Below are 23,012 nucleotides of genomic sequence, written 5' to 3' on the forward strand. Positions count from 1 at the left end.
GACGCACGTCCGCGCGTCGGCTTCGGAAGAATGTTTTGCGATGCAAGCGATCTAGAACGGCATGCCCATCAGTTTGGACAGCCGCTCGATGTTGAGATAGCCCGCCTGATAGGCCATCAAGGACAGCGCGAAGATCGCGGCCGACAGCAGCGTCGTCCAGATCAGGCGTCGGCCCATCAGACTGATCGTCGGTGCGCCGGGGTCGGTGCCCGGCGAAGCGCCGCCCGTCTCATGCTGGCTGCGGATGCCGAACGGCAGGGTGACGAACAAGGTCACCCACCACATCACGAAGTAGATCGCAAGCCAGGTGGAGATCGTATAGGCCATGATCGCGCTGCCTCAGGCCTGCTCGATTTCGACCAGCGCGCCCGAAAAGTCCTTCGGATGCAGGAACAGCACCGGCTTGCCATGCGCGCCGATCTTGGGCTGGCCGTCGCCGAGCACGCGGGCGCCTTCCTTGATCAGGGTGTCGCGCGAGGCGATGATGTCGGCGACCTCGTAGCAGACGTGGTGGATGCCGCCATCGGCATTGCGCTCGAGGAATTTGGCGATCGGCGAGGCCTCGCCGAGCGGCTGGATGAACTCGATCTTGGTGTTCGGCAAGGTGACGAAGACGGTGATGACGCCGTGCTCCGGCAGCGGCACGGCTGAGGAAATTTCGGCGCCGAACGCGGCGCCGTAGATTTTCGCAGCCTTCTCCGCATCCTTGACCGCGATGGCGACGTGATTGAGCCGGCCCAGCATGACATCCTCCACTGTTGTATCGCGGCCGTTCGATCGGCCTTGCTTTGCTCAGACTTCCAATACGTGGACGAGGCAGATCGGTTTCTTGCCCCACTGCTCGTTGACCGCAGAACGCACGGCGCGGCGCACCGACTCGGCCGCAGCGTCCGGGTCACGCCGGCGCGCCCGCGGCAGGCCTTCAAAGGTCGAGACCACGGCATCGAACACGATGTCGTCCATCTCCTCGCCCGCCGTCGTCTTCTCGGGGATGCCCACCATGTCCACTTCGGGATCGTCGGCCAGCTCGCCCTTCTCGGTGACCGCCATGGCCACGAAGATGCAGCCCGCGAAGCTCATCTTGCGACGCTCGACGACCGCGCGCGACTTCGAATCCTCGAGGATGGTGCCGTCTTTGTACAGCCGCCCCGACGGCAACTGGTCGATGATGCCGGGATCGCCGGGGCCGAGCTTGACCAGATCGCCGTTGCGGCAGGTGATCACCTTCGGCACGCCGCAGGCACGCGCCAGCTTGGCATGCTCGTTCAGGTGCAGCGCCTCGCCATGGACGGGGATCAGGAGCTGCGGCCGCGTCCAGGCGATCATGTCGCGCAGCTCGTCGCGGCGCGGATGGCCGGAGACGTGCACCAGATGGTTGCGGTCGGTAATGATCTCAATGCCCTGCTGCACCAGGCCGTTGATGACGGCGCCGACCGCCTTCTCATTGCCGGGAATGGTGCGCGAGGAGAAGATGACGGTGTCGCCCTTGTTCAGGGTAACCAGCGGATGGTCGTCATTGGCGATGCGCGCCAGCGCCGCGCGCGGCTCGCCCTGACTGCCGGTGCACAGCGCCAGCACCTTGTCCGGCGGAAAGTGGCCGTACAAATCCATGCCGCGGAAATTCTGCACGCCGTCGAGATAGCCGGTCTCGCGCGCGACCTGCACGACGCGCTCCATGGCGCGGCCGACGATGACGACCTCGCGCTCGGCTTCTCGCGCGGCTTCAGCGACGGCACGAATGCGTGCGACGTTCGAGGCGAAGGTGGTGACCGCGACGCGGCCCTTCGCTTCCTTGACGAGAGCCGCGATGGTCTTGGCGACCTCGGCCTCGGATGGCGAGCGCCCCTCGCGCACGGCATTGGTGGAATCGCCGATGAGCGCGAGCAGCCCGGCATCGCCAAGCTCGCGCAGGCGCTTCTCGTCGGTCGGTGCGCCCAGCACCGGCGTCGGATCGATCTTCCAGTCGCCGGTGTGCAGGACTGTGCCGACCTCGGTGTGGATGGCGAGCGCATGCGACTCCGGAATCGAATGCGCGACCGGGATGAACTCGACGTTGAACGGGCCGATGTCGACGCGGCCGCCGGACGGGATCACCCTGACCGGGATTTTCGCGGGCAGCCGCTCGGCCTCGCACTTGGCCTCGAACAGCGCCGCGCTGAACTTGGTCGCGTAGATCGGGCATTTCAGCCGTGGCCAGAGATCGATGATGGCGCCGAAATGGTCCTCATGCGCATGCGTCAGCACCAGGCCGACGAGGTTCTTGCCTTCTTTCTCGAGAAAGCTCACGTCGGGCATGATCAGGTCGATGCCCGGCAGATGCTCCTCGTCGCCGAAGGACACGCCGAGATCGATCGCGAGCCAGGAGCGCTGGTGGCGATTGCCGAGGCCGTAGATCGACAGGTTCATGCCGATCTCGCCCACGCCGCCGAGCGGCGCAAATGTCAGTTCGTCGGGACGCGCCATCTAGACCGCTCCTTTGGATGCGACCGAGCCGAAATGAACATCACCGGCCGTGATCGGCTCCAATCGTCCCTCCGCGGTCCGCACCAGCATACAACCCTGTTCGTCGATCGTGTCGAAAATCCCCTCGATGATAGCATGTCCGGACCTGATGGCGACGGGCTGCCCGAGGCCGGCCGCGCGCTCCAGCCACAGCTTTCGGATGTCGCCGAAGCCGCGGCCCGCGTTCCAGATGCCGAAATATTCGACCCAATTGTCGGACAGCGCCGTGAACAGGTCCTCGGCACTCACCTCGACGCCGAGATCGCGCAGCGACACCGCCGGTGTCGGGGTATCGGTCGGCGCGGCCACCACATTGGTGCCAATGCCGGCCACGACCGCGAGGCCGCCCGCGACCTGCTCGGCTTCGAGCAGCATGCCGACGATCTTGCGGCCACCGGCGAGCACATCGTTGGGCCATTTCACGGAGAAATCGAGGTTCGAACGGCCACCCGATCGCAGCACGGCCTCCCGGCTGACCTGCCGGAGGGCGCTCGAGATCGCGAGGCAGGCGGCAAAGCCGAGGGTCGCGGCAACCGCTGGCGCAACATTCAGGACTTCAAGAACCGAGGATGCCAGATTGCCGCGCGGGGCGATCCAGGGACGCTGGCGTCGGCCGCGGCCGGCCGTCTGCTCTGTGGTGACGAACCAGCTCGCCTTGGCGCCCTGCCGCGCGGCGGAAAGGGCCTCAATATTGGTCGAGCCGGCCTGATCGAAGACGACGAGCCCGTAGCCGCTGGCAGCGGCACGGGCCCCGAGAGCAAAAATCATCTAGAACAGCGACTTCGCCGCGGCCGCGGCGGCGCTGACCAGCGGGCCGGGATAGGCGAAGAACAGGATGTTGAAGATGCCGGAGATCGCGAGCACGGTGCGCAGTTCGATCCGGACCGGATCGACGGTCGGCAACGGTTCGTCGAAGTACATGGTCTTGACGATCAGCAGGTAATAATAGGCGCCGACGACGCTGGTCAGCACGCCGATCACCGACAGCGTGAACAGGCCGCCCTTGATCGCGGCGACGAACACGTACCATTTGGCGAAGAAGCCCGCGAGCGGCGGCACGCCGGCCAGCGAGAACAGCAGCATCGCGAACATGAAGGCGAGCAGCGGATTGGTGCGCGAGAGACCCGCGAAGTCGCTGATCTTCTCGAACGACTGGCCGTTGCGCTTGATCGCCATGATCACGGCGAAGGAGCCGAGCGTCATCGCGACGTAGATCGCGATGTAGGTCAGCACGCCCTGCGCGCCCTCCACCGTGCCGGCGGCGAGGCCGACCAGCGCAAAGCCCATGTGGCCGATCGACGAATAGGCCATCAGGCGCTTGATGTTGGTCTGGCCGATCGCGGCGAACGAGCCGAGCGCCATCGAGGCGATCGAGACGAACACGATGATCTGCTGCCACTGGAAGGTGATGCCAGGGAATGCCGTCAGCGCAACGCGGGCGAACACAGCGAGCGCAGCCACCTTCGGGGCGGAGGCGAAGAACGCGGTCACCGGAGTCGGCGCGCCTTCATAGACATCCGGCGTCCACATGTGGAACGGCACCGCGGAAACCTTGAAGCACATGCCGGCGAACAGGAAGACGAGGCCGAAGATGATGCCGACGCCGCCGGTCTTGGTCGCCGCAGCAATCCCGGCAAAGCTCACCGTGCCGGTGAAGCCGTAGATCAGCGAGGCGCCATAGAGCAGCATGCCCGACGACAGCGCGCCCAGCACGAAGTACTTCAGGCCCGCTTCGGTCGACTTGACGTTGTCGCGGTGGCTGGCGGCGACGACGTAGAGCGCGAGCGACATCAGCTCGAGGCCGAGGTAGAGCGTGATCAGGTCGCCGGCCGAGATCAGCACCAGCATGCCCAAGGTCGAGAGCAGCACCAGGATCGCGTATTCGAAGATGCGGCGGTCGGGCTTGGACAGAAACTCGGCCGACATGATCAACGTCGCGATCGAGCCGATGATCGCCAGGATCTTCAGGAAGCGCGCGTAGCTGTCAGCAATGAAGCTGCCGCCGAACGCCTGTCCGGCCGGCTGCCTCAGCACGAGGATGCCGACCACGATCAGCAGCACGACCGCGAGGCCGGTGACGACCCCCGTCGTCCCCTGCCCGCGAAACGCACCCAGCATCAACAGCGCCATGGCCCCCAAGGCCAGCAGCAGCTCCGGCAGCACCACCCAAAGCTGAGGCCCAAGATTCTCGATCATCGTATCTGTCCCGACCCCTTAAGGTCTCATCATTGGAGCAGCGCGGCGGCCTTCACGGCCGTCACGGCGGTATTATAGTTGGTGACGAGCTGCTGCACCGAGGCCGCGGACATGTCCAGGATCGGCTTCGGATAGACGCCGAACAGGATGGTCAGCGCCACCAGCGGAAACAGGATCACGCCTTCACGCAGCGTGAGGTCCTTGATGCTCGCGAGCGACGGCTTGGTCAGCGCGCCGAACACCACCTTGCGGTACAGCCACAGCGCGTAGCCAGCCGACAGGATGACGCCGAAGGTGGCGAAGAACGCGGTCGGGATCGACACCTTGAAGGTGCCGAGCAGGGTCATGAACTCGCCGACGAAGCCGGAAGTGCCGGGCAGACCGACATTGGCCATGGTGAACACCATGAACACCAGCGCGTAGATCGGCATGCGGTTGACGAGGCCGCCATAGGCCGCGATCTCGCGGGTGTGCATGCGGTCGTAGACGACGCCGACGCAGAGAAACAGCGCGCCAGAGACGATGCCGTGGGAGATCATCTGGAACACGCCGCCGGCGACGCCCTGCATGGTGCCGGCGAAGATGCCCATCGTGACGAAGCCCATATGCGCCACCGACGAGTAGGCGATGAGCTTCTTGATGTCCTCCTGCATCAGCGCGACCAGCGAGGTGTAGATGATCGCGATGGCCGAGAGCGTCCAGACCAGCGGCGCGAAGTCGTGCGACGCCAGCGGGAACATCGGCAGCGAGAAGCGCAGGAAGCCGTAGCCGCCCATCTTCAGGAGGATCGCGGCCAGGATCACCGAGCCCGCCGTCGGCGCCTCGACGTGCGCATCCGGCAGCCAGGTGTGCACCGGCCACATCGGCATCTTCACCGCGAAGGAGGCGAAGAAGGCGAGCCAGGCCCAGGTCTGCAAGTTCCGCGGCACCGCGGTGTGCATCAGGGTCGGGATGTCGGTCGTGCCGGCGTTCCAGTACAGCGCCATGATGGCGAGCAGCATCAGCACCGAGCCGAGCAAGGTGTAGAGGAAGAACTTGAACGACGCGTAGACCCGGCGCGGACCGCCCCAGACCCCGATGATCAGGAACATCGGGATCAGGCCGCCCTCGAAGAACAGGTAGAACAGCACGAGGTCGAGCGCCGAGAAGGTGCCGACCATCAGCGTTTCCAGGATCAGGAACGCCATCATGTATTCGCGCAGGCGGGTCTTGACCGACTTCCAGCTCGCCACGATGCAGAACGGCATCAAGGCGGTGGTCAGGATCACGAACGGCAGCGAGATGCCGTCGACGCCCATGTGATAGCTGATCCCGGCCGCCAGCCAGTTCTTCTTCTCGACGAACTGGAAGTCGGTCTGGCCGGGGTCGAAGCGCAGCACCAGGATCACCGACACCGCGAAGGTGATCAGCGTGGTCCATAGCGCGATCCAGCGCGCATTGCGCTGGGCCGCCTCGTCGTCGCCGCGGACCAGATAGATCAGCAGCGCGCCGACGAGCGGCAGGAAGGTGACGACAGAGAGAATTGGCCAGGTGGTCATTGCTGGCCCCCCATGAACATGAACCAGGTGATCAGGCCGGCGACGCCGATCAGCATGGCAAAGGCATAGTGATAGAGATAACCGGTCTGGATCTTGACGACGTTGCGCGTGACGTCGAGCACCCGCGCCGAGACGCCATCCGGACCGAACCCGTCGATGACGAAACCGTCGCCCTTCTTCCAGAGGAAGCGGCCGAGCCACTTGGCCGGACGGACGAAGATGAAGTCATAGAGCTCGTCGAAGTACCACTTGTTGAGCAGGAACTTGTAGAGCAGCGGCTGCTGCGCGGCGAGCTCCTCCGGGATGTCCGGACGTTTGACGTAGAAGAAATAGGAGACGACGAATCCCAGCACCATCATGACGAAGGGGAGCTCGGCGAGCAGAGCCGGCATGTGCTCCATGTCTTCCAGGATGTGCGGGTTCATCTTCAGCGACTCGCCGAAGAAGTGCTCGACACCGTGGGGGTCGACGAACAAGGCCTTGAACGGGAAACCCGCGAGGATCGAGCCGGCGGCGAGCACGCCGATCGGGATCAGCATCCAGATCGGGCTCTCGTGGGCCGCGTCGTAGTGATGCTGGTCGTGCGGGGTGCCGAAGAAGGTCTTGAACACCAGGCGCCAGGAATAGAACGACGTCAGGCCGGCGGCCGCGATGGTCAGGAAGTACGCGTAGGTCGCGAACGGATTGTGCGCGGCATAGGCGGCCTCGATGATCGCGTCCTTGGAGAAGAAGCCCGCGAAGCCCGGGAAGCCGGTCAGCGCCAGGGTGCCGACCGTCATCACCGCGAAGGTGTACGGGATCTTCTTCCACAGCCCACCCATGTTGCGGATGTCCTGCTCGTGGTGCATCGCATAGATCACGGAGCCGGCACCTAGGAACAGCAGCGCCTTGAAGAAGGCGTGCGTGAACAGATGGAACATACCGACCGAATAGGCCCCTGCTCCCATCGCCACGAACATGTAGCCGAGCTGCGAGCAGGTCGAGTAGGCGACGATGCGCTTGATGTCGTTCTGTACGAGGCCGACGGTCGCCGCGAAGAACGCGGTGGTGGCGCCGAAGAACATCACGACAGCCTGCGCGTTCGGCGCGAGCTCGAACAGCGGCGACAGGCGCGCCACCATGAAGACGCCGGCGGTGACCATGGTCGCGGCGTGGATCAGCGCCGACACCGGGGTCGGACCTTCCATCGCGTCCGGCAGCCAGGTGTGCAGCAGGAACTGCGCCGACTTGCCCATCGCGCCCATGAACAGCAGCAGACAGGTGAGCGTCAGCGCATCCGCATGCCAGCCGAGGAAGTTGATCGTCGTCTTGCCGGCGATGCTCGGCGCAGCGGCGAAGATGGTCTCGAAGTCGGTCGACTTCGTCAGCAGGAAGATCGCGAAGATGCCGAGCGCGAAGCCGAAGTCGCCGACGCGGTTGACGACGAAGGCCTTGATCGCGGCGGCATTGGCCGAGGGCTTCTGGAACCAGAAGCCGATCAGAAGATAGCTGGCGAGACCCACGCCCTCCCAACCGAAGAACAGCTGCACGAGGTTGTTGGCGGTCACCAGCATCAGCATCGCGAAGGTGAACAGCGAGAGATAGGCGAAGAAGCGCGGACGGTTCGGATCCTCGTCCATGTAGCCGATCGAATAGAGATGCACGAGCGAGGACACGCTCGTCACCACCACCAGCATCACGGCCGTCAGCGTGTCGACGCGCAGCGACCAGGACACCTGCAGCTCGCCGGAATTGATCCAGGGCAGCAGCTCCTTCACGCCGGCTTCGTGGTGCATGAAGCCGACGCTGACCAAGGTCGCCCAGGACAACGCGGCGGAGACGAACAGCAGCGCGGTGGTGATCGCCTGCGCGGCCCAGGTGCCCGAGGCCGGCGGCTCGGCGACATGATGATCGTCGTGGCCGTGATCGTCGTGAGCGTGGTCGTCATGCGCATGAGCATGCGCGTCGGCCGCGCCATGCGCATGACCGTCGTCGTGATGCTCGACCTCGTCGCCGCTCGGATGGCGCCCATGGGCGCCGAGCAGCGCGATCAGGCCGGCCAGGATCGCGCCCAGCAGCGGCAGAAAGACAATGGCCTGGATCATTCGCCCGTTCCCTTACGCATGACCTTGCCGGCGAGCCGGCCCCCACATCTGCGAGTCATGCGCCTTAGCCCTTCATCAGATTGACGTCTTCGACCGCGATCGAGCCGCGGTTGCGGAAATAGACCACCAGCACGGCCAGACCGATCGCGGCCTCGGCGGCGGCGACCGTCAGCACCAAGAGCGCGAACACCTGGCCGACGATGTCGCCGAGGAAGGTCGAGAACGCCACCAGGTTGATGTTGACGGCGAGCAGGATGAGCTCGACCGACATCAGGATGACGATGATGTTCTTGCGGTTCAGGAAGATGCCGAGGATGCCGAGCGTGAACAGCATCGCGGCGACCGCGAGGTAATGTCCCAGTCCGATGGTCATTTCACCCACTCCGCCGCATCCGTATCCTGCAGCCCCTGCCCGACCGCGACCTTGCGAACGGCCATCGCCATCTCCGGCGTGCGGGCGTTCTGGACGTTGATGTCCTGGCGCTTGACGCTGGCCTTGTGTCGCAAGGTCAGCACGATCGCGCCGATCATCGCCACCAGCAGGATCATGCCCGACAGCTGGAAGTAATGGACGTACTTCGTATAGAGCACGAGGCCGAGCGCCTCGGTGTTGGTGACGTTGGTCGGAATCGCCGCCGTGATCGCCTTCGGCGTCGACGGGTTGATGACCCAGTAGGACACGGTCAGCAGCAGCTCGAACAGGAAGATGCCGCCGATCACGAGACCGATCGGCATGTACTGCAGGAAGCCCTCGCGCAGCTCGGTGAAGTCGACGTCGAGCATCATGATCACGAACAGGAACAGCACTGCGACGGCGCCGACATAGACGACGACCAGGATCATCGCCAGGAACTCGGCGCCCATCAGCACGAACAGGCCGGAGGCGTTGACGAAGGCGAGGATCAGGTAGAGCACCGAGTGAACGGGGTTCTTCGAGACGATCACCATCACGGCCGAGGCCACGCAGACCGCCGCGAACAGGTAGAAGAAGAGCGCAGGAAGGATCATCGAACGGCCTCAGCGGTACGGCGCGTCGAGCGCGATGGCTTTGGAGATTTCGCGCTCCCAGCGGTCGCCGTTCGCGAGCAGCTTGGCCTTGTCATAGTACAGCTCCTCGCGGGTCTCGGTCGCGAACTCGAAGTTCGGGCCCTCGACGATCGCATCCACCGGACAGGCTTCCTGGCACAGGCCGCAATAGATGCACTTCACCATGTCGATGTCGTAGCGCACCGTGCGGCGGGTGCCGTCGTTGCGGCGCGGACCGGCCTCGATGGTGATCGCCTGCGCCGGGCAGACGGCCTCACACAACTTGCAGGCGATGCAGCGCTCTTCGCCGTTGGGATAGCGGCGCAACGCGTGCTCGCCGCGGAAGCGCGGCGAGATCGGGCCCTTCTCGAACGGATAGTTCAGGGTCGGCTTGGGCTGGAAGAAGTAGCGCATCGCGAGGAAGAACGCGGAGACGAACTCCTGCAGCAGCAGCGACCGTGCAGTGGCGGAGATGTTCATGACAGCCTCATTTCGGCGCGATGCCGGCGAAGTGCAGCACGCCTGCGACGATCACCACCATGACCAGCGACAGCGGCAGGAACACCTTCCAACCGAGTCGCATCAACTGGTCGTAGCGGTAGCGCGGCACGATCGCTTTCGCCATCGCGATCAGGAAGAACATGAAGAACAGTTTCAGCGAGAACCAGATGACGCCCGGCACCCAGTTGAACGGCGGCAGGTCGATCGGCGGCAGCCAGCCGCCGAGGAACAGGATGGTCGCCAGCGCGCACATCGTGGTGATCGCGACGTACTCGCCGAGCATGAACAGGAGATACGGCGTCGAGCCGTACTCGACCATGAAGCCGGCGACGAGCTCCGATTCCGCTTCGACCAGGTCGAAGGGCGGGCGGTTGGTCTCGGCCAGCGCCGAGACGTAGAACACCACGAACATCGGGAACAGCGGCCAGACGTACCAGTTCAGGATCGTCAGCTGCGGCAGGCCGATCAGGCTGGCGAGGCCGCGCGCATGCTGCGCCTCGACCACGGCCGACAGGTTCAAGGTGCCGGCGCAGAGCAGAACGGTGATGATGACGAAGCCGATCGAGACCTCGTAGGACACCATCTGCGCCGCCGAGCGCAGCGCCGCCAGGAACGGATATTTCGAGTTCGACGACCAGCCGGCCATGATGATGCCGTAGATCGACAGCGACGAGATCGCGAAGATGAAGAGGATGCCGACATTGATGTCGGCGATCGCCCAGCCGAGATTGGTCGGGATGACCGCCCAGGCCGCCAGCGCGAGCACGCAGGACACCAGCGGCGCCAGCAGGAACACGCCCTTGTTGGCGCCGGCCGGAATGATCGGCTCCTTGAGCACGAACTTCAGCAGGTCGGCGAACGACTGGAACAGGCCGAACGGCCCGACCACGTTCGGGCCCCTGCGGATCTGCACCGCCGCCCAGATCTTGCGGTCGGCGAGCAGGATGTAAGCGATGGCGACCAGGAGGACGACGAGGAGCAGCACGCTCTGCGCGATCATGATGATCAGCGGCCAGAGGAAGCCAGTCCAGAACGAGCTTGCGAAGAAATCAGCCATCAGGTCACGCTCACTCCGCTGCCGTCAGCATCTGCCCGGAAGCCAGGCGGGAGCATTCCGCCATGACCGCCGAGGCACGCGCGATCGGATTGGTGAGATAGAAGTCGTCGATGACAGGCTTGAACGGCGCCTTTTCGAGGCTGCCGCCCTTGCCCGCCAGGGTCTTGATGTCGGCGATCTTGCCGGCCTCGATCTGGTCGATGCGGCCGAGATGCGGCACCGCCTTGATGATCTCGGCGCGCAGCGCCGCCAGCGAGTCATAGCCGAGCTTGCGTCCGAGCACGTCTGACAGCGCGCGGATGATCGCCCAGTCCTCGCGGGCCTCGCCCGGCGGGAACGACGCCCGCGCCGCGATCTGCACCCGGCCCTCGGTGTTGACGTAGAGGCCGGACTTTTCGGTGTAGGCGGCACCCGGCAGGATGACGTCGGCGCGATGCGCGCCGCGGTCGCCATGGGTGCCGATGTAGACGGTGAACACGCCCTCGGGCACCTCGACCTCGTCGGCACCGAGCAGGAACAACACGTCCATGGTGCCGAAGGTGGTCATCTGGGCGCCGGTCAGGCCCGTGCCGTTGAAGCCGATGTCCAGCGCGCCGACGCGCGACGCGGTGTCGTGCAGCACGGCAAAGCCGTTCCAATCGTCACGCACCGCGTTGACGTCCATCGCGATCTTGGCGGCGAGCGCCAGGATCGCGCCGCCGTCGTGACGCGCGGCCGCGCCGGCGCCGACCAGCACGATCGGGTTCTTGGCGTTGCGGAACGTAGTCGCGAAGGAGTGCTTGCCGGCGGCGACATCGCTCAGCGAGTCCGTGCCGGCGCCGATGTGCTCATAAGAATAGGTCAGATCGGCCTTGGGGCCGACCAGACCGACCTTGAGCTGGCCCGAGCGCCAGCGCTTGCGAATGCGGGCGTTGAGCACGGCCGCTTCCCTGCGCGGATTGGCGCCGATGATCAGGATCGCGTCGGCCTGCTCGATGCCGGCGATGGTCGGATTGAACAAATAGGACGAACGGCCAAGCTTGGCGTCGAAGCTGTCACCGCCCTGCACCGCCACGTTGGTCGAGCCGAGCTTCGCGAGCAGATCCTTCAGCGCATACATCTCCTCGACGGCCGCGAGATCGCCGGCGATGGCGCCGATCCGCTTGCCGTCGATGCGCGACAGTTTTGCGGCGATCGCCTTGAACGCCTCCGGCCATGTGGCCGGGCGCAGTTTGCCATCCTCTCGGACGTAAGGACGATCCAGCCGCTGCGTCCGCAGGCCGTCGACGACGTGACGGGTCTTGTCGGAGATCCACTCTTCGTTCACGGAGTCATTGATACGCGGCAGGATGCGCATCACCTCGCGACCGCGGGTGTCGACGCGGATCGCCGAGCCCACGCCATCCATGACGTCGATCGACTGCGTCTTGCCGAGCTCCCACGGACGCGCCGCGAAGGCATACGGCTTGGAGGTCAGCGCGCCGACCGGGCAGATGTCGACCAGATTGCCCTGCAGCTCCGAGCTCAGCGCCTGCTCGAGATAGGTCGTGATCTCCATGTCCTCGCCGCGGCCGGTCGCGCCCATTTCCGGCACGCCGCAGACTTCAGCGGAGAAGCGGACGCAGCGCGTGCACTGGATGCAGCGGGTCATCGAGGTCTTGACCAGCGCGCCGAGATATTTGTCCTCGACGGCGCGCTTGTTCTCGGCGTAGCGGCTGGTGTCGACACCATAGCCCATCGCCTGGTCCTGCAGGTCGCACTCGCCGCCCTGGTCGCAGATCGGGCAGTCCAGCGGATGGTTGATCAGAAGGAATTCCATCACGCCTTCGCGTGCCTTCTTGACCATCGGCGACCGCGTCGAGATCTCCGGCGGCTCGCCCTTCGGGCCCGGCCGGCAATCGCGCACGCCCCAGGCGCAGCTCGCGACCGGCTTCGGTCCGCCCTTCACTTCGACGAGGCACATCCGGCAGTTACCGGCGATCGACAGCCGCTCGTGATAGCAGAAGCGCGGAATCTCGGCGCCCGCCGCCTCGCACGCCTGCAGCAGCGTGTACTCCGGCGGCACATCGATCTCTTTGCCATCGATGATGATCTTGGTCATTGCCTCACATCTCTCTCAAACCACGGACCACCGCGCCGCGCGCCGTGAGGGCGCAAGCGCGGGGGAAAACCTCGCTGGCGGACCGGACTGCCATACCTACTCCGCCGCCACCATGTGCGCGGGATCGCGCACGCCGACGTCGTCGACATCGGCCTTGTGCGAATACTGGTCGATGCGCGCTTCGATCTCGTGACGGAAATGCGTGATCAGGCCCTGGATCGGCCAGGCCGCAGCGTCACCCAGCGCGCAGATCGTGTGTCCCTCGATCTGCTTGGTGACCTCCAGCAGCATGTCGATCTCGCGCTTGTGGGCGCGGCCCTCGGCCATGCGGGTCAGCACGCGCCACATCCAGCCGGTGCCTTCGCGGCACGGCGTGCACTGGCCGCAGCTCTCGTGCTTGTAGAAATATGAGATGCGCGCGATCGCCCGGATCAGGTCGGTCGACTTGTCCATCACGATCACGGCCGCGGTGCCGAGCCCCGAGCGCAGCTTCGACAGGCTGTCGAAATCCATCGGCGTGTCGATGATCTGCTCGGCCGGCACCATGCGCACCGACGAGCCGCCGGGAATGACCGCCTTCAGATTGTCCCAGCCGCCGCGGATGCCGCCGCAATGCTTCTCGATCAGCTCGCGGAACGGGATGCCCATCGCCTCTTCGACGTTGCAGGGCCGCTCGACGTGACCGGAGATGCAGAACAGCTTGGTGCCGACATTGTTTGGACGGCCGATGCCGGCGAACCACGACGCGCCGCGGCGCAGGATGGTCGGCGCGACCGCGATCGACTCGACGTTGTTGACGGTGGTCGGGCAGCCATAGAGGCCGACATTGGCGGGGAATGGCGGCTTCAGCCGCGGCTGTCCCTTCTTGCCCTCGAGGCTCTCGAGCAGCGCGGTCTCTTCGCCGCAGATATAGGCGCCGGCGCCGTGCGCGACATAGATGTCGAACGGCCAGCCGTGGATGTTGTCCTTGCCGACCAGCTTCGCCTCATAGGCCTGGTCGATCGCCGCCTGCAGCCGCTCGCGCTCGCGGATGAACTCGCCCCGCACATAGATGTAGCAGGCATGCGCGTTCATCGCGAAGCTGGCGAGCAGACAGCCCTCGACGAGATGATGCGGATCGTGCCGCATGATCTCGCGATCCTTGCAGGTGCCGGGCTCGGACTCGTCGGCATTCACGACGAGATAGCTCGGCCGGCCGTCGGTCGATTCCTTCGGCATGAACGACCATTTCAGGCCGGTCGGGAAGCCGGCGCCGCCGCGGCCGCGCAGGCCGGACGCCTTCATCTCGTTGATGATCCAGTCGCGGCCCTTGTCGATCAGCCCCTTGGTGCCGTCCCAGCTGCCACGACGGCGTGCGCCTTCGAGGCCCCAATCATGCAGGCCGTACAGGTTGGTGAAGATGCGGTCCTTGTCGTCGAGCATCAGACGGCTTCCTCTGACATCAGCGGTTCGACTGCATGGTGGCGATGAAGGCGGCGCAGCCGCCGAATACCAAGGCCCACAGCAGACTGGACTCCAGCGTCGCGTTGAGCGCGAACCGCTGCAGTACGAAAATGAAAGCGGCGGCTGCAAGCGTATGCAGCGCCACGTAGCGCCAGTTCTTCATCGCGGCGCCCTCTTGGCTCATGGCCGCAACGCGGGTGCGATTGCGGCTCATGTCTTCTCCTTCAGCGTGGTCGGTCCGCCCGCCGGCGCCGAGAACTGGCGGCCGTTCTGCGGACCCGGCGTTGGCAGATTGCCGGTCGCGAAGCCGTCGAGCACCTTGCCGAAGCTCTCCGGCGTCAGGTCCTCATAGGTATCCTTCCAGACCTGCACCATCGGCGCATTCACACAGGCGCCCAGACACTCGACTTCTTCCCAGCTGAAATCGCCGTCCTTGGAGAGGTGGAAGGGGTCGTGATGGATGCGGTGCTTGCAGACCTCGATCAGTTCCTCGGCGCCGCGGAGCCGGCACGGCGTGGTTCCGCAGACCTGGACGTGGGCCTTCTTGCCGACCGGCTGCAGCTGGAACATCGTGTAGAAGGTCGCGATTTCGAGCACGCGGATATAGGGCATGCCCAGCATGTCGGCGACGACCCGGATCGCGGCCTCCGAGACCCAGCCCGCATTCTGCTCCTGGGCGCGCCACAGGATCGCGATCACGGCCGAGGCCTGGCGGCCTTCCGGATATTTGGCGATCTGGGCCTTGGCGAAGGCGAGGTTTTCCTCCGTGAACGTAAAGCTCGCGGGCTGGAGGTCCTTCGGGGCAAGACGGCGGACGGACATGGCTCTCTAGTCTTTCATTGCATGCGGCGCGCGGCACTTGCATTGAGCGCTGCGACGCGATTCTGCCAGAAGGCACTTGCAGTTCCGAACACGTTGTAGCCGACGTGCGAGGACACCTTGATACGGTCGAGGATCGACAATTCGGTCACGGTCTCGAAACGACCGCTCGCGGGGTCATAGACCATCAGCTGCATCGGCGTCTGGTCGAGGATGTAGCGCGACACCGTATGGTTACGGTCCTGGCCGTGCTCCTCGCAGAGGATCATGCTGTCGGTCGCGAGCAGCCGCGCCCCACCCTTGATCGCCTCGATCTCGACGCCCTCGACGTCGAGCTTGATCAGATATCTTCCGGACGCCGCGACCTTACCGTCGTCGATAAGGTCGTCGAGCGCCATCACCGGCACCTGCTCACCGTCCGCACCCTCGCCGGCGATGCTGAAGGCCTCGTGCTTGGTGCCGCTCAGATGCGCCACGCCGCGGCGCTCGCCGATCGCGCACTTCATCACCTCGAAGCGCCCGCCATTGATATCAGCATTGTTCGCGAGCTTGGCGAAGTTCGCCGACGACGGCTCGATCGCGATCGCTTTGTGCGATCCATAGGGCGCGCTCGACACCAGCACCGACCAGTAGCCATAGTTGGCGCCGCCATCGATGAAGGTGTAGTCGACATCGACGGTGCCCAGGAAGAGCAGCTCGAGCTCATCCTCATAGTGATAGGCGCGGTTGAGCAGCTTGCTCCAATAGCCGTCGCCGTAGGGAAACTCGAACACCGCATCCGGGTTGAGCTTCACCGCGAGGTTGCGCTCGGGCAGCGCGAGGCGCAGCAGATTGGCGCAGCGATTGTAGCCGCGATGCGAGAAGTGCGAGGAGATCTTCGAGCCGGTGGACAGCGCCAAGGCAGCCGTGCGCTCCCAGAGGTTCGCTCCTTCGAGCGCCCCGGAAGCACGATCGAACTGGATCGGCGCATGGCCCATCAGCGATCCACCTCTCCGAACACGATGTCGAGCGAGCCGAGGATGGCCGAGACGTCGGCGAGCAGATGGCCACGGCACAGGAAGTCCATCGCCTGCAGATGGGCGAAGCCCGGCGCGCGGATCTTGCACTTGTACGGCTTGTTGGTGCCGTCGGCGACGAGGTAGACGCCGAACTCGCCTTTCGGCGCCTCGACGGCGGCGTAGATCTCGCCCGCCGGCACGTGCACGCCCTCGGTATAGAGCTTGAAGTGATGGATCAGCGCTTCCATCGAGCGCTTCATTTCGCCACGGCGCGGCGGCGCGATCTTGTTGTCGGTGATCAGCACGGGCCCCTGCCCGTCCGGCGCGCGCAGCTTGGCAATGCACTGCTTCATGATGCGCACGGACTGACGCATCTCTTCCATGCGGATCAGATAGCGGTCGTAGCAGTCGCCGTTCTTGCCGATCGGAATGTCGAAATCCATCTCGGCATAGACGTCGTAAGGCTGCGACTTGCGCAGGTCCCAGGCGGCGCCGGAGCCGCGCACCATCACGCCGGAGAAGCCCCACTCCCAGGCCTGCTTCAGGGTGACGACGCCAATGTCGACGTTGCGCTGCTTGAAGATGCGGTTGCCGGTCAAGAGCTGGTCGAGGTCGTCGACGACCTTGAGGAACGGATCGCAGAACGCGTCGATGTCGTCGATCAGCTTGGTCGGCAGGTCCTGGTGGACGCCACCGATACGGAAGTAGTTGGCGTGCATGCGCGAGCCGGAGGCGCGCTCATAGAACACCATCAGCTTCTCGCGCTCCTCGAAGCCCCACAGCGGCGGGGTCAGCGCGCCGACGTCCATCGCCTGCGTGGTGACGTTGAGCAGATGCGACAGCAGACGGCCGATCTCGGAGTACAGCACCCGGATCAGCTGGCCGCGGCGCGGCACCTCGATGCCGAGCAGCCGCTCGGCTGCGAGGCAGAACGCATGCTCCTGGTTCATCGGCGCGACGTAGTCGAGCCGATCGAAATAGGGCATCGCCTGCAGATAGGTCTTGGTCTCGATCAGCTTCTCGGTGCCGCGGTGGAGCAGGCCGATATGCGGATCGACGCGCTCGACGACCTCGCCATCCAGCTCAAGGACGAGACGCAAAACACCGTGGGCCGCCGGATGCTGCGGACCAAAGTTGATCGTGAAGTTGCGGAGTGCCGGGCTTTGCTCGTTCATGCTGAAGCTCCCACTCACTTGGTCGCTTTCTCATCGCCCGGCAGCGGATAGTCCGCGCCTTCCCAGGGCGAGAGAAAATCGAACTTGCGGAATTCCTGGTTGAGCCGGACCGGCTCGTAGATCACCCGCTTCTCCTGGTCGTCGTAGCGCACCTCGACGAAACCGGTGGTCGGGAAGTCCTTGCGCAGCGGGTGGCCGTCGAAGCCGTAGTCGGTCAACAGCCGGCGCATGTCGGGATGGCCGACGAAGATCACGCCATAGAGGTCGTAGGCCTCGCGCTCGAACCAGTCGGCGCCCGGGAACACGTCGATGATCGACGGCACCTGCGTCATCTCGTCGGCTTCGGCCTTGAGCCGGATGCGGGTATTCAGCGTCGGCGACAGGAAGTGGTAGACGACCTCGAAGCGCTTGGCGCGCTCGGGGTAGTCCACGGCCGTGATGTCGGTGAAGTTGATGAACCGGCAGGCCGGATCATCGCGCAGATACTTCACCACCTCCACGATCCGGGTGGCCTCGACGTTCACCGTGAGCTGATTGAAAGCGACCGAATGACCGAGAGCCGCGCCCGGAAGCGCGCTCACGATCGTCTGCCCAAGGGCGTCGAGCCTGCCGTCGTCCATGACCAAAACCTTCAGCGTTCAATGGTGCCGGTGCGACGGATCTTCTTCTGCAACAGCAGAACACCGTACAGCAGCGCTTCCGCGGTCGGCGGGCAGCCAGGCACGTAGATGTCAATGGGAACGATGCGATCGCAGCCGCGGACCACCGAATAGGAATAGTGGTAGTAGCCGCCGCCATTGGCGCAGGAGCCCATCGAGATGACGTAGCGCGGCTCCGGCATCTGGTCGTAGACCTTGCGCAGCGCCGGCGCCATCTTGTTGGTCAGGGTGCCCGCGACGATCATCACGTCGGACTGGCGCGGCGAGGCGCGCGGCGCGAAGCCGAAGCGCTCGACGTCGTAGCGCGGCATCGAGACCTGCATCATCTCGACTGCGCAGCAGGCCAGGCCGAACGTCATCCACATCAAGGAGCCGGTGCGGGCCCAGGTGATGAGATCGTCAGCGGTCGCAACGAAGAATCCCTTGTCCGACAGCTCGTGCTTGACCTCGAGGAAATAGGGGTCGTTGGCACCAACAGGCCTGCCGGTCGCGGGATCGAGAATGCCCTTGGGGGCCGGTGCGATCACCGGACCGGAGGACGGGGTCGGGCTCAATCCCATTCAAGCGCGCCTTTCTTCCATTCGTAGGCAAACCCGACCGTCAGCACGGCCAGGAACACCAGCATCGACCAGAAGCCGGCCGCGCCGAGCTTGCCGAATGCGACCGCCCAGGGAAACAGGAAGGCAACTTCGAGGTCGAAGATGATGAAAAGGATGGCAACAAGGTAGAAGCGGACGTCGAACTTCATGCGGGCGTCGTCGAACGCATTGAAGCCGCACTCGTAGGCCGAGAGCTTTTCGGGATCGGGCTGCTGATAGGCGACCACGAAGGGCGCGATCAGCAGCACCACCCCGATGATGGCTGCGACACCTATGAAAACCACGAGGGGGAGATAGTTCTGAAGGATGCCGGTCATCGGCGCCACTTTCCTCTGCGGTTTCGGTGCAAACCGCAGACTCGCTGCATTGGAATTGGTCGAAGCCTTAGCGCAGCGCACCAAGCCGCGCAAGACGAGCCGCTTCGCCGTCGTCATCCCTCCCCACATTGCGGAAACCCGGACACACAGGGAAAAGCAGCCGCGGCAGGAGACCTTCGCGCCGGGCATCGCAGACCCGCAGCTTTACGGTGTCGCAGCGATGCGGACGGAAGCTGAATTGCTCAGCGATCGCCAAACACGCACGCCGGTGTGCGCAAGCTCCGGGCTGGTCGATGTCGTGTGGCGAGGGCCGCGAATCGGGTGACCCGTCGCCGGCCGAAGGGCGATCGTCCGATAGCCTTTCGCTATCGACTAGATGGTTGCGTGGGGCCGCCCGATCAAGGTCGACGCAGTGCTCGAAGGTCTGGTCTGCAGGGCTGTCCGATCACATGATCGAAGCCTCGGATGACGCGACCGGCCTGGCCCAGCCAGGATCCTCGGACGCCTGGCTGCTTACTGCCGATTGCCCCGGCGCCTGCTGCAACCGATGAAACCATTTTGAGGAAACGAAGAAACCGGATCGAAACAAACCGCAGGTAGAAGTACGGCCAACAAAGTGGCGCTCTGAGACGCCGGGAGGCCGACATGAACCACTCGCTCCATTCCGCAGACCGTTCGACCCATCTGAAGATCATCGTGGTGGCCCTGGTGGCCGGCATTGCGGTGACCGCCTTCGGGATCGCTGCCCGCACCAATGTCGACTACAGCCAGACCGCCGCGCATGTCGTGAAGGCGGGCAAGCCGGTCGTCGTCACCAGTTCCGCGAACTCGATGGTGCGCTGACCACTCACCGCATCAGCGAACCGTGACGTCCAGGCCGCCGCTTCGGCGGCCTTTTGCGTTGCCCGCCAGAGCGAAACGGCGCAACTTATCGCTGCGCGCAACAGCGCGAGCCGGACACGAAGATGATGCTGTAAGGGGGGGGCTAAGCCATTGAAAATGGCGCGAGAGACGGGGCTCGAACCCGCGACCTCCGGCGTGACAGGCCGGCGCTCTAACCAACTGAGCTACTCCCGCGTGATCGCGAAATCCCGCGGAGGAGTGCGACTTAAAGGGGCGATGTTTCGAAGTCAAGGACAATGAAACCGATTTGTGAGAAGTCCTTGCACAGAGGTCAACGACGAGGCCGGCCCGCGGTCCGGGTTCGGCCGGCGATCTACGCAGCGAGCTGCCGCAAGATGTGACCGCACGGCGTTCAGACCGCCAAAACGGCCAAGCCGCCGCCGATCACGTCGAAGCGGCAGCCCCCAAAGCATGATCGCAAGCCTCGCCGGAGCTGCCGGAGTCGGGCAGCCCAGATGAAGACGGTCAGACGTGAGTTGCCCAACGGCGGCGGCGAACCGGTCCGCCCATCGGGAAAAGAGTCGATATCCGAATCGTTCGACCGAGCAGGCTCGACGTCTCGTCGGATCATGCGAGGCAGCCGGCTTCAATGGGACCGCCTTCGTCCCTCTATTTGGGCAGTCGCAGGCGGCAGATCGCCGGCATCCCCTGTCATCTGGTATGCCAGCCTGATATATTACTGGACCGATTGCGGTACAATATTCCTCCTTCGTCCTATCGTGGTGCCCATGTCAGACCAGTTCCGCAGCTATACTTATTCCGTCACCGAGCGCTTCCTCCGCTACGTGGTGATCGACACCCAGTCGGACCCGAGCTCGCCGACCTGCCCGTCGACGCTGAAGCAGAAGAATCTCGGGCGGCTGCTCGCCGGCGAACTGCAGGCGATGGGGCTGGCGGACGCCCATCTCGACGACCACGGCTATGTCTACGCCACGATCCCCGCGACCACCGACAAGACCGTGCCGGTGATCTGCTTCTGCTCGCACATGGACACCTCGCCGGATTGCTCGGGCGCCGACGTGAAGCCGCAGATCGTGCGCAATTACCAGGGCGGCGACATCACCCTGCCCGGTGATTCCAGCCAGATCATTCGCGCGGCCGAACACCCGGCGCTCAAGCAGCAGATCGGCAGCGACATCATCACCACGGACGGCACGACCCTGCTCGGGGCCGACAACAAGGCCGGCATCGCCGAGATCATGGACGCGGCGCAGTTCCTCATCAGCCACCCCGAGATCAAGCACGGCACGATCAAGATCCTGTTCACGCCCGACGAGGAGATCGGCCGGGGCGTCGATCGGGTCGACCTGAAGAAGCTCGGCGCCGATTTCGGCTACACCATGGATGGCGAGACCGCCGGCCACATCGAGGACGAGACCTTCTCCGCCGACGGCGCCACCATCATCATCAACGGCGTCAGCGCCCACCCCGGCTTTGCCAAGGGCAAGATGGAGCACGCCATCAAGATTGCGTCCGCCATCGTGGAGCGCCTGCCGAAGGACAGCTGCTCGCCGGAAACGACCGAGGGCAAGGAAGGCTTCCTGCATCCGGTCGGCATCTCCGGCGCGCTCGAGCAGGCCAGGCTCGACTTCATCGTCCGCGATTTCAGCGAGCAGGGCCTGCGCCAGAAGGAGGCGCTGCTCGAGGACATCGTCAAGGACGTGATGAAGGACTATCCGCGCTCGACCTACGAGATGAAGGTCAAGGCGCAGTACCGCAACATGAAGGAAGTGATCGACCGCCACCCGGAGATCGTGACCTATGCCGAGGACGCGATCCGTCGCGCGGGACTGACGCCGGTCAGGACCTCGATTCGCGGCGGCACCGACGGCTCGCGGCTGTCGTTCATGGGCCTGCCCTGCCCCAACATCTTCGCAGGCGAGCACGCCTTCCATTCGCGGCTGGAATGGGTCAGCGTGCAGGACATGGAGAAGGCCGTGCAGACCATCGTCCATCTGGCGATGATCTGGGAAGAGCGCAGCTGAGCGCTTTCGGCGCGGCGCTCAGTTCCGCGCCGTCACCAGCCAGATCGAGCCGGACAGGCTGACGCTGCCGCCCTGGAGATGCTGCGCCAGCAGGTCACGCACCGACTGCCGGGCAGCCTGCCGCGTCGTTTCATCATGTCCCTCCAGAGCACGGCTGGCCGGACCGATCTCGAAGGCGGACTGCACGGCCGCCTCGAGCCCCTGGCCGCGGGCGATGTCGAGCGACAGCGCATGCGCCTGCAGCGCGACATCGTTGAAGCCGGCCTCCCCCAGGATCCGCCGCACCCGTTCCTCCGAAGCAAAGGCGAACGGGCCCGGATCCTCCGGCGCCATCTCCGGAAGCTTGGGCACGTGGCGATACACCGCCTGCAGCGGCGCGATCATCCAGGGATTGGCTTTCGGCTCGCGCCAGCAGGCAAACACGATCCGGCCGCCGGGCTTGAGCGCGCGGCGCATGTTGGCGAACGACGTCACGGGGTCGGCAAAGAACATCACGCCGAAGCGCGAGACCAGAAGGTCGAAGCTCGCCGGCGTGAACGGATGCACGGTGGCATCGGCCAGCACGAACTCGACCGGAAGCGCGGGCGGCGCCACGGCGCGGGCGCGCTCCAGCATGGGAGTGGAAATGTCGATGCCGAGCACCTGGCCGCCGGGTACAACCTGCGCCGCGAGCGCAATCGCCAGACCGCCGCAGCCGCAGCCGACGTCGAGGATACGGTCGCCGGGTCCGGCGGCGATCCGGTCGATCAGGATCTGCGACACCGGCGCGAGCAGGACGTCCTGCGCCTCCTGGCGATCGGACCAGCGCTGGCCGCCCGGCCCGTTCCAATAGGCGATCTGATCGGCGTTGCGGTCGTCTCCAAGAGGCAATGACATGATGCGTCCCGATGACATGATGACAGGCCGGCATCGCGCATGCTGGGGCCCGGCCTGTCAAGGCACGAGGGCGCGACGGACAGATGTCACCGGGCCTTGACCACACCGTCGAGACCATCCGCGATGATTGAGGGTACCGCTCGCCACGACCGCAGATCAGCGCCCGCCCTACTCAGTGGCGCTTTGCCGAGTGCGACATCGTTTCCATATCACCGGTGGAACGGGCCTCGCGATCGGGCATTCACGTGGCGGGC

General features: G+C 64.8%; 24 protein-coding genes and 1 tRNA gene. 3 read left to right on the plus strand and 22 right to left on the minus strand.

Annotation, left to right across the window (positions count from 1 at the left end; genetic code table 11):
* Positions 1-51 precede the first annotated feature (51 nt).
* The 20 genes from ACQR1L_RS17395 to ACQR1L_RS17490 all read right to left on the minus strand — a co-directional run bounded on the left by ACQR1L_RS17395 (position 52) and on the right by ACQR1L_RS17490 (position 18,994).
* Positions 52-327, minus strand: a complete 276-nt coding sequence (locus ACQR1L_RS17395) for a DUF1467 family protein (protein WP_434859155.1) — start codon at positions 325-327, stop codon at positions 52-54.
* A gap of 12 nt (positions 328-339) precedes the next feature.
* Positions 340-744: a methylmalonyl-CoA epimerase gene (gene mce / locus ACQR1L_RS17400; protein ID WP_012044572.1), complete on the minus strand. Its 405-nt coding sequence runs from the start codon at positions 742-744 to the stop codon at positions 340-342.
* A gap of 48 nt (positions 745-792) precedes the next feature.
* Positions 793-2,463, minus strand: a complete 1,671-nt coding sequence (locus ACQR1L_RS17405) for a ribonuclease J (protein ID WP_434859156.1) — start codon at positions 2,461-2,463, stop codon at positions 793-795.
* Positions 2,464-3,270, minus strand: a complete 807-nt coding sequence (locus ACQR1L_RS17410) for a biotin--[acetyl-CoA-carboxylase] ligase (RefSeq protein WP_434859157.1) — start codon at positions 3,268-3,270, stop codon at positions 2,464-2,466.
* A complete protein-coding gene (nuoN, locus tag ACQR1L_RS17415) occupies positions 3,271-4,698 on the minus strand; it encodes an NADH-quinone oxidoreductase subunit NuoN (protein WP_434859158.1) in 1,428 nt (475 codons plus the stop codon).
* Positions 4,699-4,727: 29 nt separating this feature from the next.
* Positions 4,728-6,236 carry an NADH-quinone oxidoreductase subunit M gene (locus ACQR1L_RS17420; RefSeq protein ID WP_434859159.1) on the minus strand — a complete coding sequence of 503 codons (1,509 nt, stop codon included), beginning with the start codon at positions 6,234-6,236 and terminating at the stop codon, positions 4,728-4,730.
* Complete coding sequence (gene nuoL / locus ACQR1L_RS17425; RefSeq protein WP_434859160.1) at positions 6,233-8,320, minus strand: NADH-quinone oxidoreductase subunit L; 2,088 nt, start codon at positions 8,318-8,320, stop codon at positions 6,233-6,235. Before nuoL ends, ACQR1L_RS17420 begins: the two co-directional genes overlap by 4 nt.
* A 64-nt stretch (positions 8,321-8,384) precedes the next feature.
* Positions 8,385-8,693 (minus strand): NADH-quinone oxidoreductase subunit NuoK, encoded by a 309-nt coding sequence (gene nuoK, locus ACQR1L_RS17430; protein ID WP_006611001.1) that lies wholly within the window; start codon positions 8,691-8,693, stop codon positions 8,385-8,387.
* The gene (locus ACQR1L_RS17435) at positions 8,690-9,328 is read right to left on the minus strand and encodes an NADH-quinone oxidoreductase subunit J (RefSeq protein WP_315779400.1); all 639 of its coding nucleotides are present in this window, start codon (positions 9,326-9,328) and stop codon (positions 8,690-8,692) included. Before ACQR1L_RS17435 ends, nuoK begins: the two co-directional genes overlap by 4 nt.
* Positions 9,329-9,337: 9 nt before the next feature.
* Positions 9,338-9,826, minus strand: a complete 489-nt coding sequence (gene nuoI, locus ACQR1L_RS17440; protein WP_006611003.1) for an NADH-quinone oxidoreductase subunit NuoI — start codon at positions 9,824-9,826, stop codon at positions 9,338-9,340.
* Positions 9,827-9,833: 7 nt separating this feature from the next.
* A complete protein-coding gene (gene nuoH / locus ACQR1L_RS17445; protein ID WP_434859161.1) occupies positions 9,834-10,904 on the minus strand; it encodes an NADH-quinone oxidoreductase subunit NuoH in 1,071 nt (356 codons plus the stop codon).
* A 10-nt stretch (positions 10,905-10,914) separates the two neighbouring features.
* The gene (nuoG, locus tag ACQR1L_RS17450) at positions 10,915-12,984 is read right to left on the minus strand and encodes an NADH-quinone oxidoreductase subunit NuoG (RefSeq protein WP_434859162.1); all 2,070 of its coding nucleotides are present in this window, start codon (positions 12,982-12,984) and stop codon (positions 10,915-10,917) included.
* A 96-nt stretch (positions 12,985-13,080) separates the two neighbouring features.
* The gene (gene nuoF, locus ACQR1L_RS17455) at positions 13,081-14,406 is read right to left on the minus strand and encodes an NADH-quinone oxidoreductase subunit NuoF (RefSeq protein ID WP_434859163.1); all 1,326 of its coding nucleotides are present in this window, start codon (positions 14,404-14,406) and stop codon (positions 13,081-13,083) included.
* Positions 14,407-14,425: 19 nt separating this feature from the next.
* Positions 14,426-14,641, minus strand: a complete 216-nt coding sequence (locus ACQR1L_RS17460; RefSeq protein WP_434859164.1) for a hypothetical protein — start codon at positions 14,639-14,641, stop codon at positions 14,426-14,428.
* On the minus strand, positions 14,638-15,249 hold the full coding sequence (gene nuoE, locus ACQR1L_RS17465; RefSeq protein ID WP_434859165.1) for an NADH-quinone oxidoreductase subunit NuoE: 612 nt from the start codon (positions 15,247-15,249) through the stop codon (positions 14,638-14,640). Before nuoE ends, ACQR1L_RS17460 begins: the two co-directional genes overlap by 4 nt.
* Positions 15,250-15,263: 14 nt before the next feature.
* Complete coding sequence (locus ACQR1L_RS17470) at positions 15,264-16,223, minus strand: FkbM family methyltransferase (RefSeq protein ID WP_434859166.1); 960 nt, start codon at positions 16,221-16,223, stop codon at positions 15,264-15,266.
* Entirely contained in the window at positions 16,223-17,419 is a 1,197-nt protein-coding gene (locus ACQR1L_RS17475; RefSeq protein ID WP_009026255.1) for an NADH-quinone oxidoreductase subunit D, read from the minus strand. Before ACQR1L_RS17475 ends, ACQR1L_RS17470 begins: the two co-directional genes overlap by 1 nt.
* Before the next feature lie 14 nt (positions 17,420-17,433).
* On the minus strand, positions 17,434-18,039 hold the full coding sequence (locus tag ACQR1L_RS17480; RefSeq protein ID WP_434859167.1) for an NADH-quinone oxidoreductase subunit C: 606 nt from the start codon (positions 18,037-18,039) through the stop codon (positions 17,434-17,436).
* An 11-nt stretch (positions 18,040-18,050) separates the two neighbouring features.
* Positions 18,051-18,632: a NuoB/complex I 20 kDa subunit family protein gene (locus ACQR1L_RS17485; protein ID WP_006611012.1), complete on the minus strand. Its 582-nt coding sequence runs from the start codon at positions 18,630-18,632 to the stop codon at positions 18,051-18,053.
* Positions 18,629-18,994, minus strand: a complete 366-nt coding sequence (locus ACQR1L_RS17490) for an NADH-quinone oxidoreductase subunit A (RefSeq protein ID WP_006611013.1) — start codon at positions 18,992-18,994, stop codon at positions 18,629-18,631. Before ACQR1L_RS17490 ends, ACQR1L_RS17485 begins: the two co-directional genes overlap by 4 nt.
* On the opposite strand from ACQR1L_RS17490, the gene ACQR1L_RS17495 reads away from it, so the two are divergent.
* Both ACQR1L_RS17495 and ACQR1L_RS17500 read left to right on the plus strand, forming a co-directional pair.
* On the plus strand, positions 18,984-19,319 hold the full coding sequence (locus tag ACQR1L_RS17495; protein WP_434859168.1) for a hypothetical protein: 336 nt from the start codon (positions 18,984-18,986) through the stop codon (positions 19,317-19,319). The genes ACQR1L_RS17490 and ACQR1L_RS17495 overlap by 11 nt on opposite strands.
* A 320-nt stretch (positions 19,320-19,639) precedes the next feature.
* Positions 19,640-19,837 (plus strand): hypothetical protein, encoded by a 198-nt coding sequence (locus ACQR1L_RS17500; RefSeq protein ID WP_434859169.1) that lies wholly within the window; start codon positions 19,640-19,642, stop codon positions 19,835-19,837.
* A 157-nt stretch (positions 19,838-19,994) separates the two neighbouring features.
* Here the strand turns inward: ACQR1L_RS17500 and ACQR1L_RS17505 are convergent.
* Positions 19,995-20,071, minus strand: a tRNA-Asp gene (locus ACQR1L_RS17505).
* 554 nt (positions 20,072-20,625) lie between these two features.
* On the opposite strand from ACQR1L_RS17505, the gene pepT reads away from it, so the two are divergent.
* On the plus strand, positions 20,626-21,882 hold the full coding sequence (gene pepT / locus ACQR1L_RS17510; protein ID WP_434859170.1) for a peptidase T: 1,257 nt from the start codon (positions 20,626-20,628) through the stop codon (positions 21,880-21,882).
* Positions 21,883-21,900: 18 nt separating this feature from the next.
* Here the strand turns inward: pepT and ACQR1L_RS17515 are convergent, their stop codons facing one another.
* Complete coding sequence (locus ACQR1L_RS17515; RefSeq protein ID WP_434859171.1) at positions 21,901-22,758, minus strand: class I SAM-dependent methyltransferase; 858 nt, start codon at positions 22,756-22,758, stop codon at positions 21,901-21,903.
* Between the last annotated feature and the right edge of the window lie 254 nt (positions 22,759-23,012).

This window comes from Bradyrhizobium sp. HKCCYLR20261 (genome assembly GCF_051168435.1).
GTDB lineage: Bacteria > Pseudomonadota > Alphaproteobacteria > Rhizobiales > Xanthobacteraceae > Bradyrhizobium.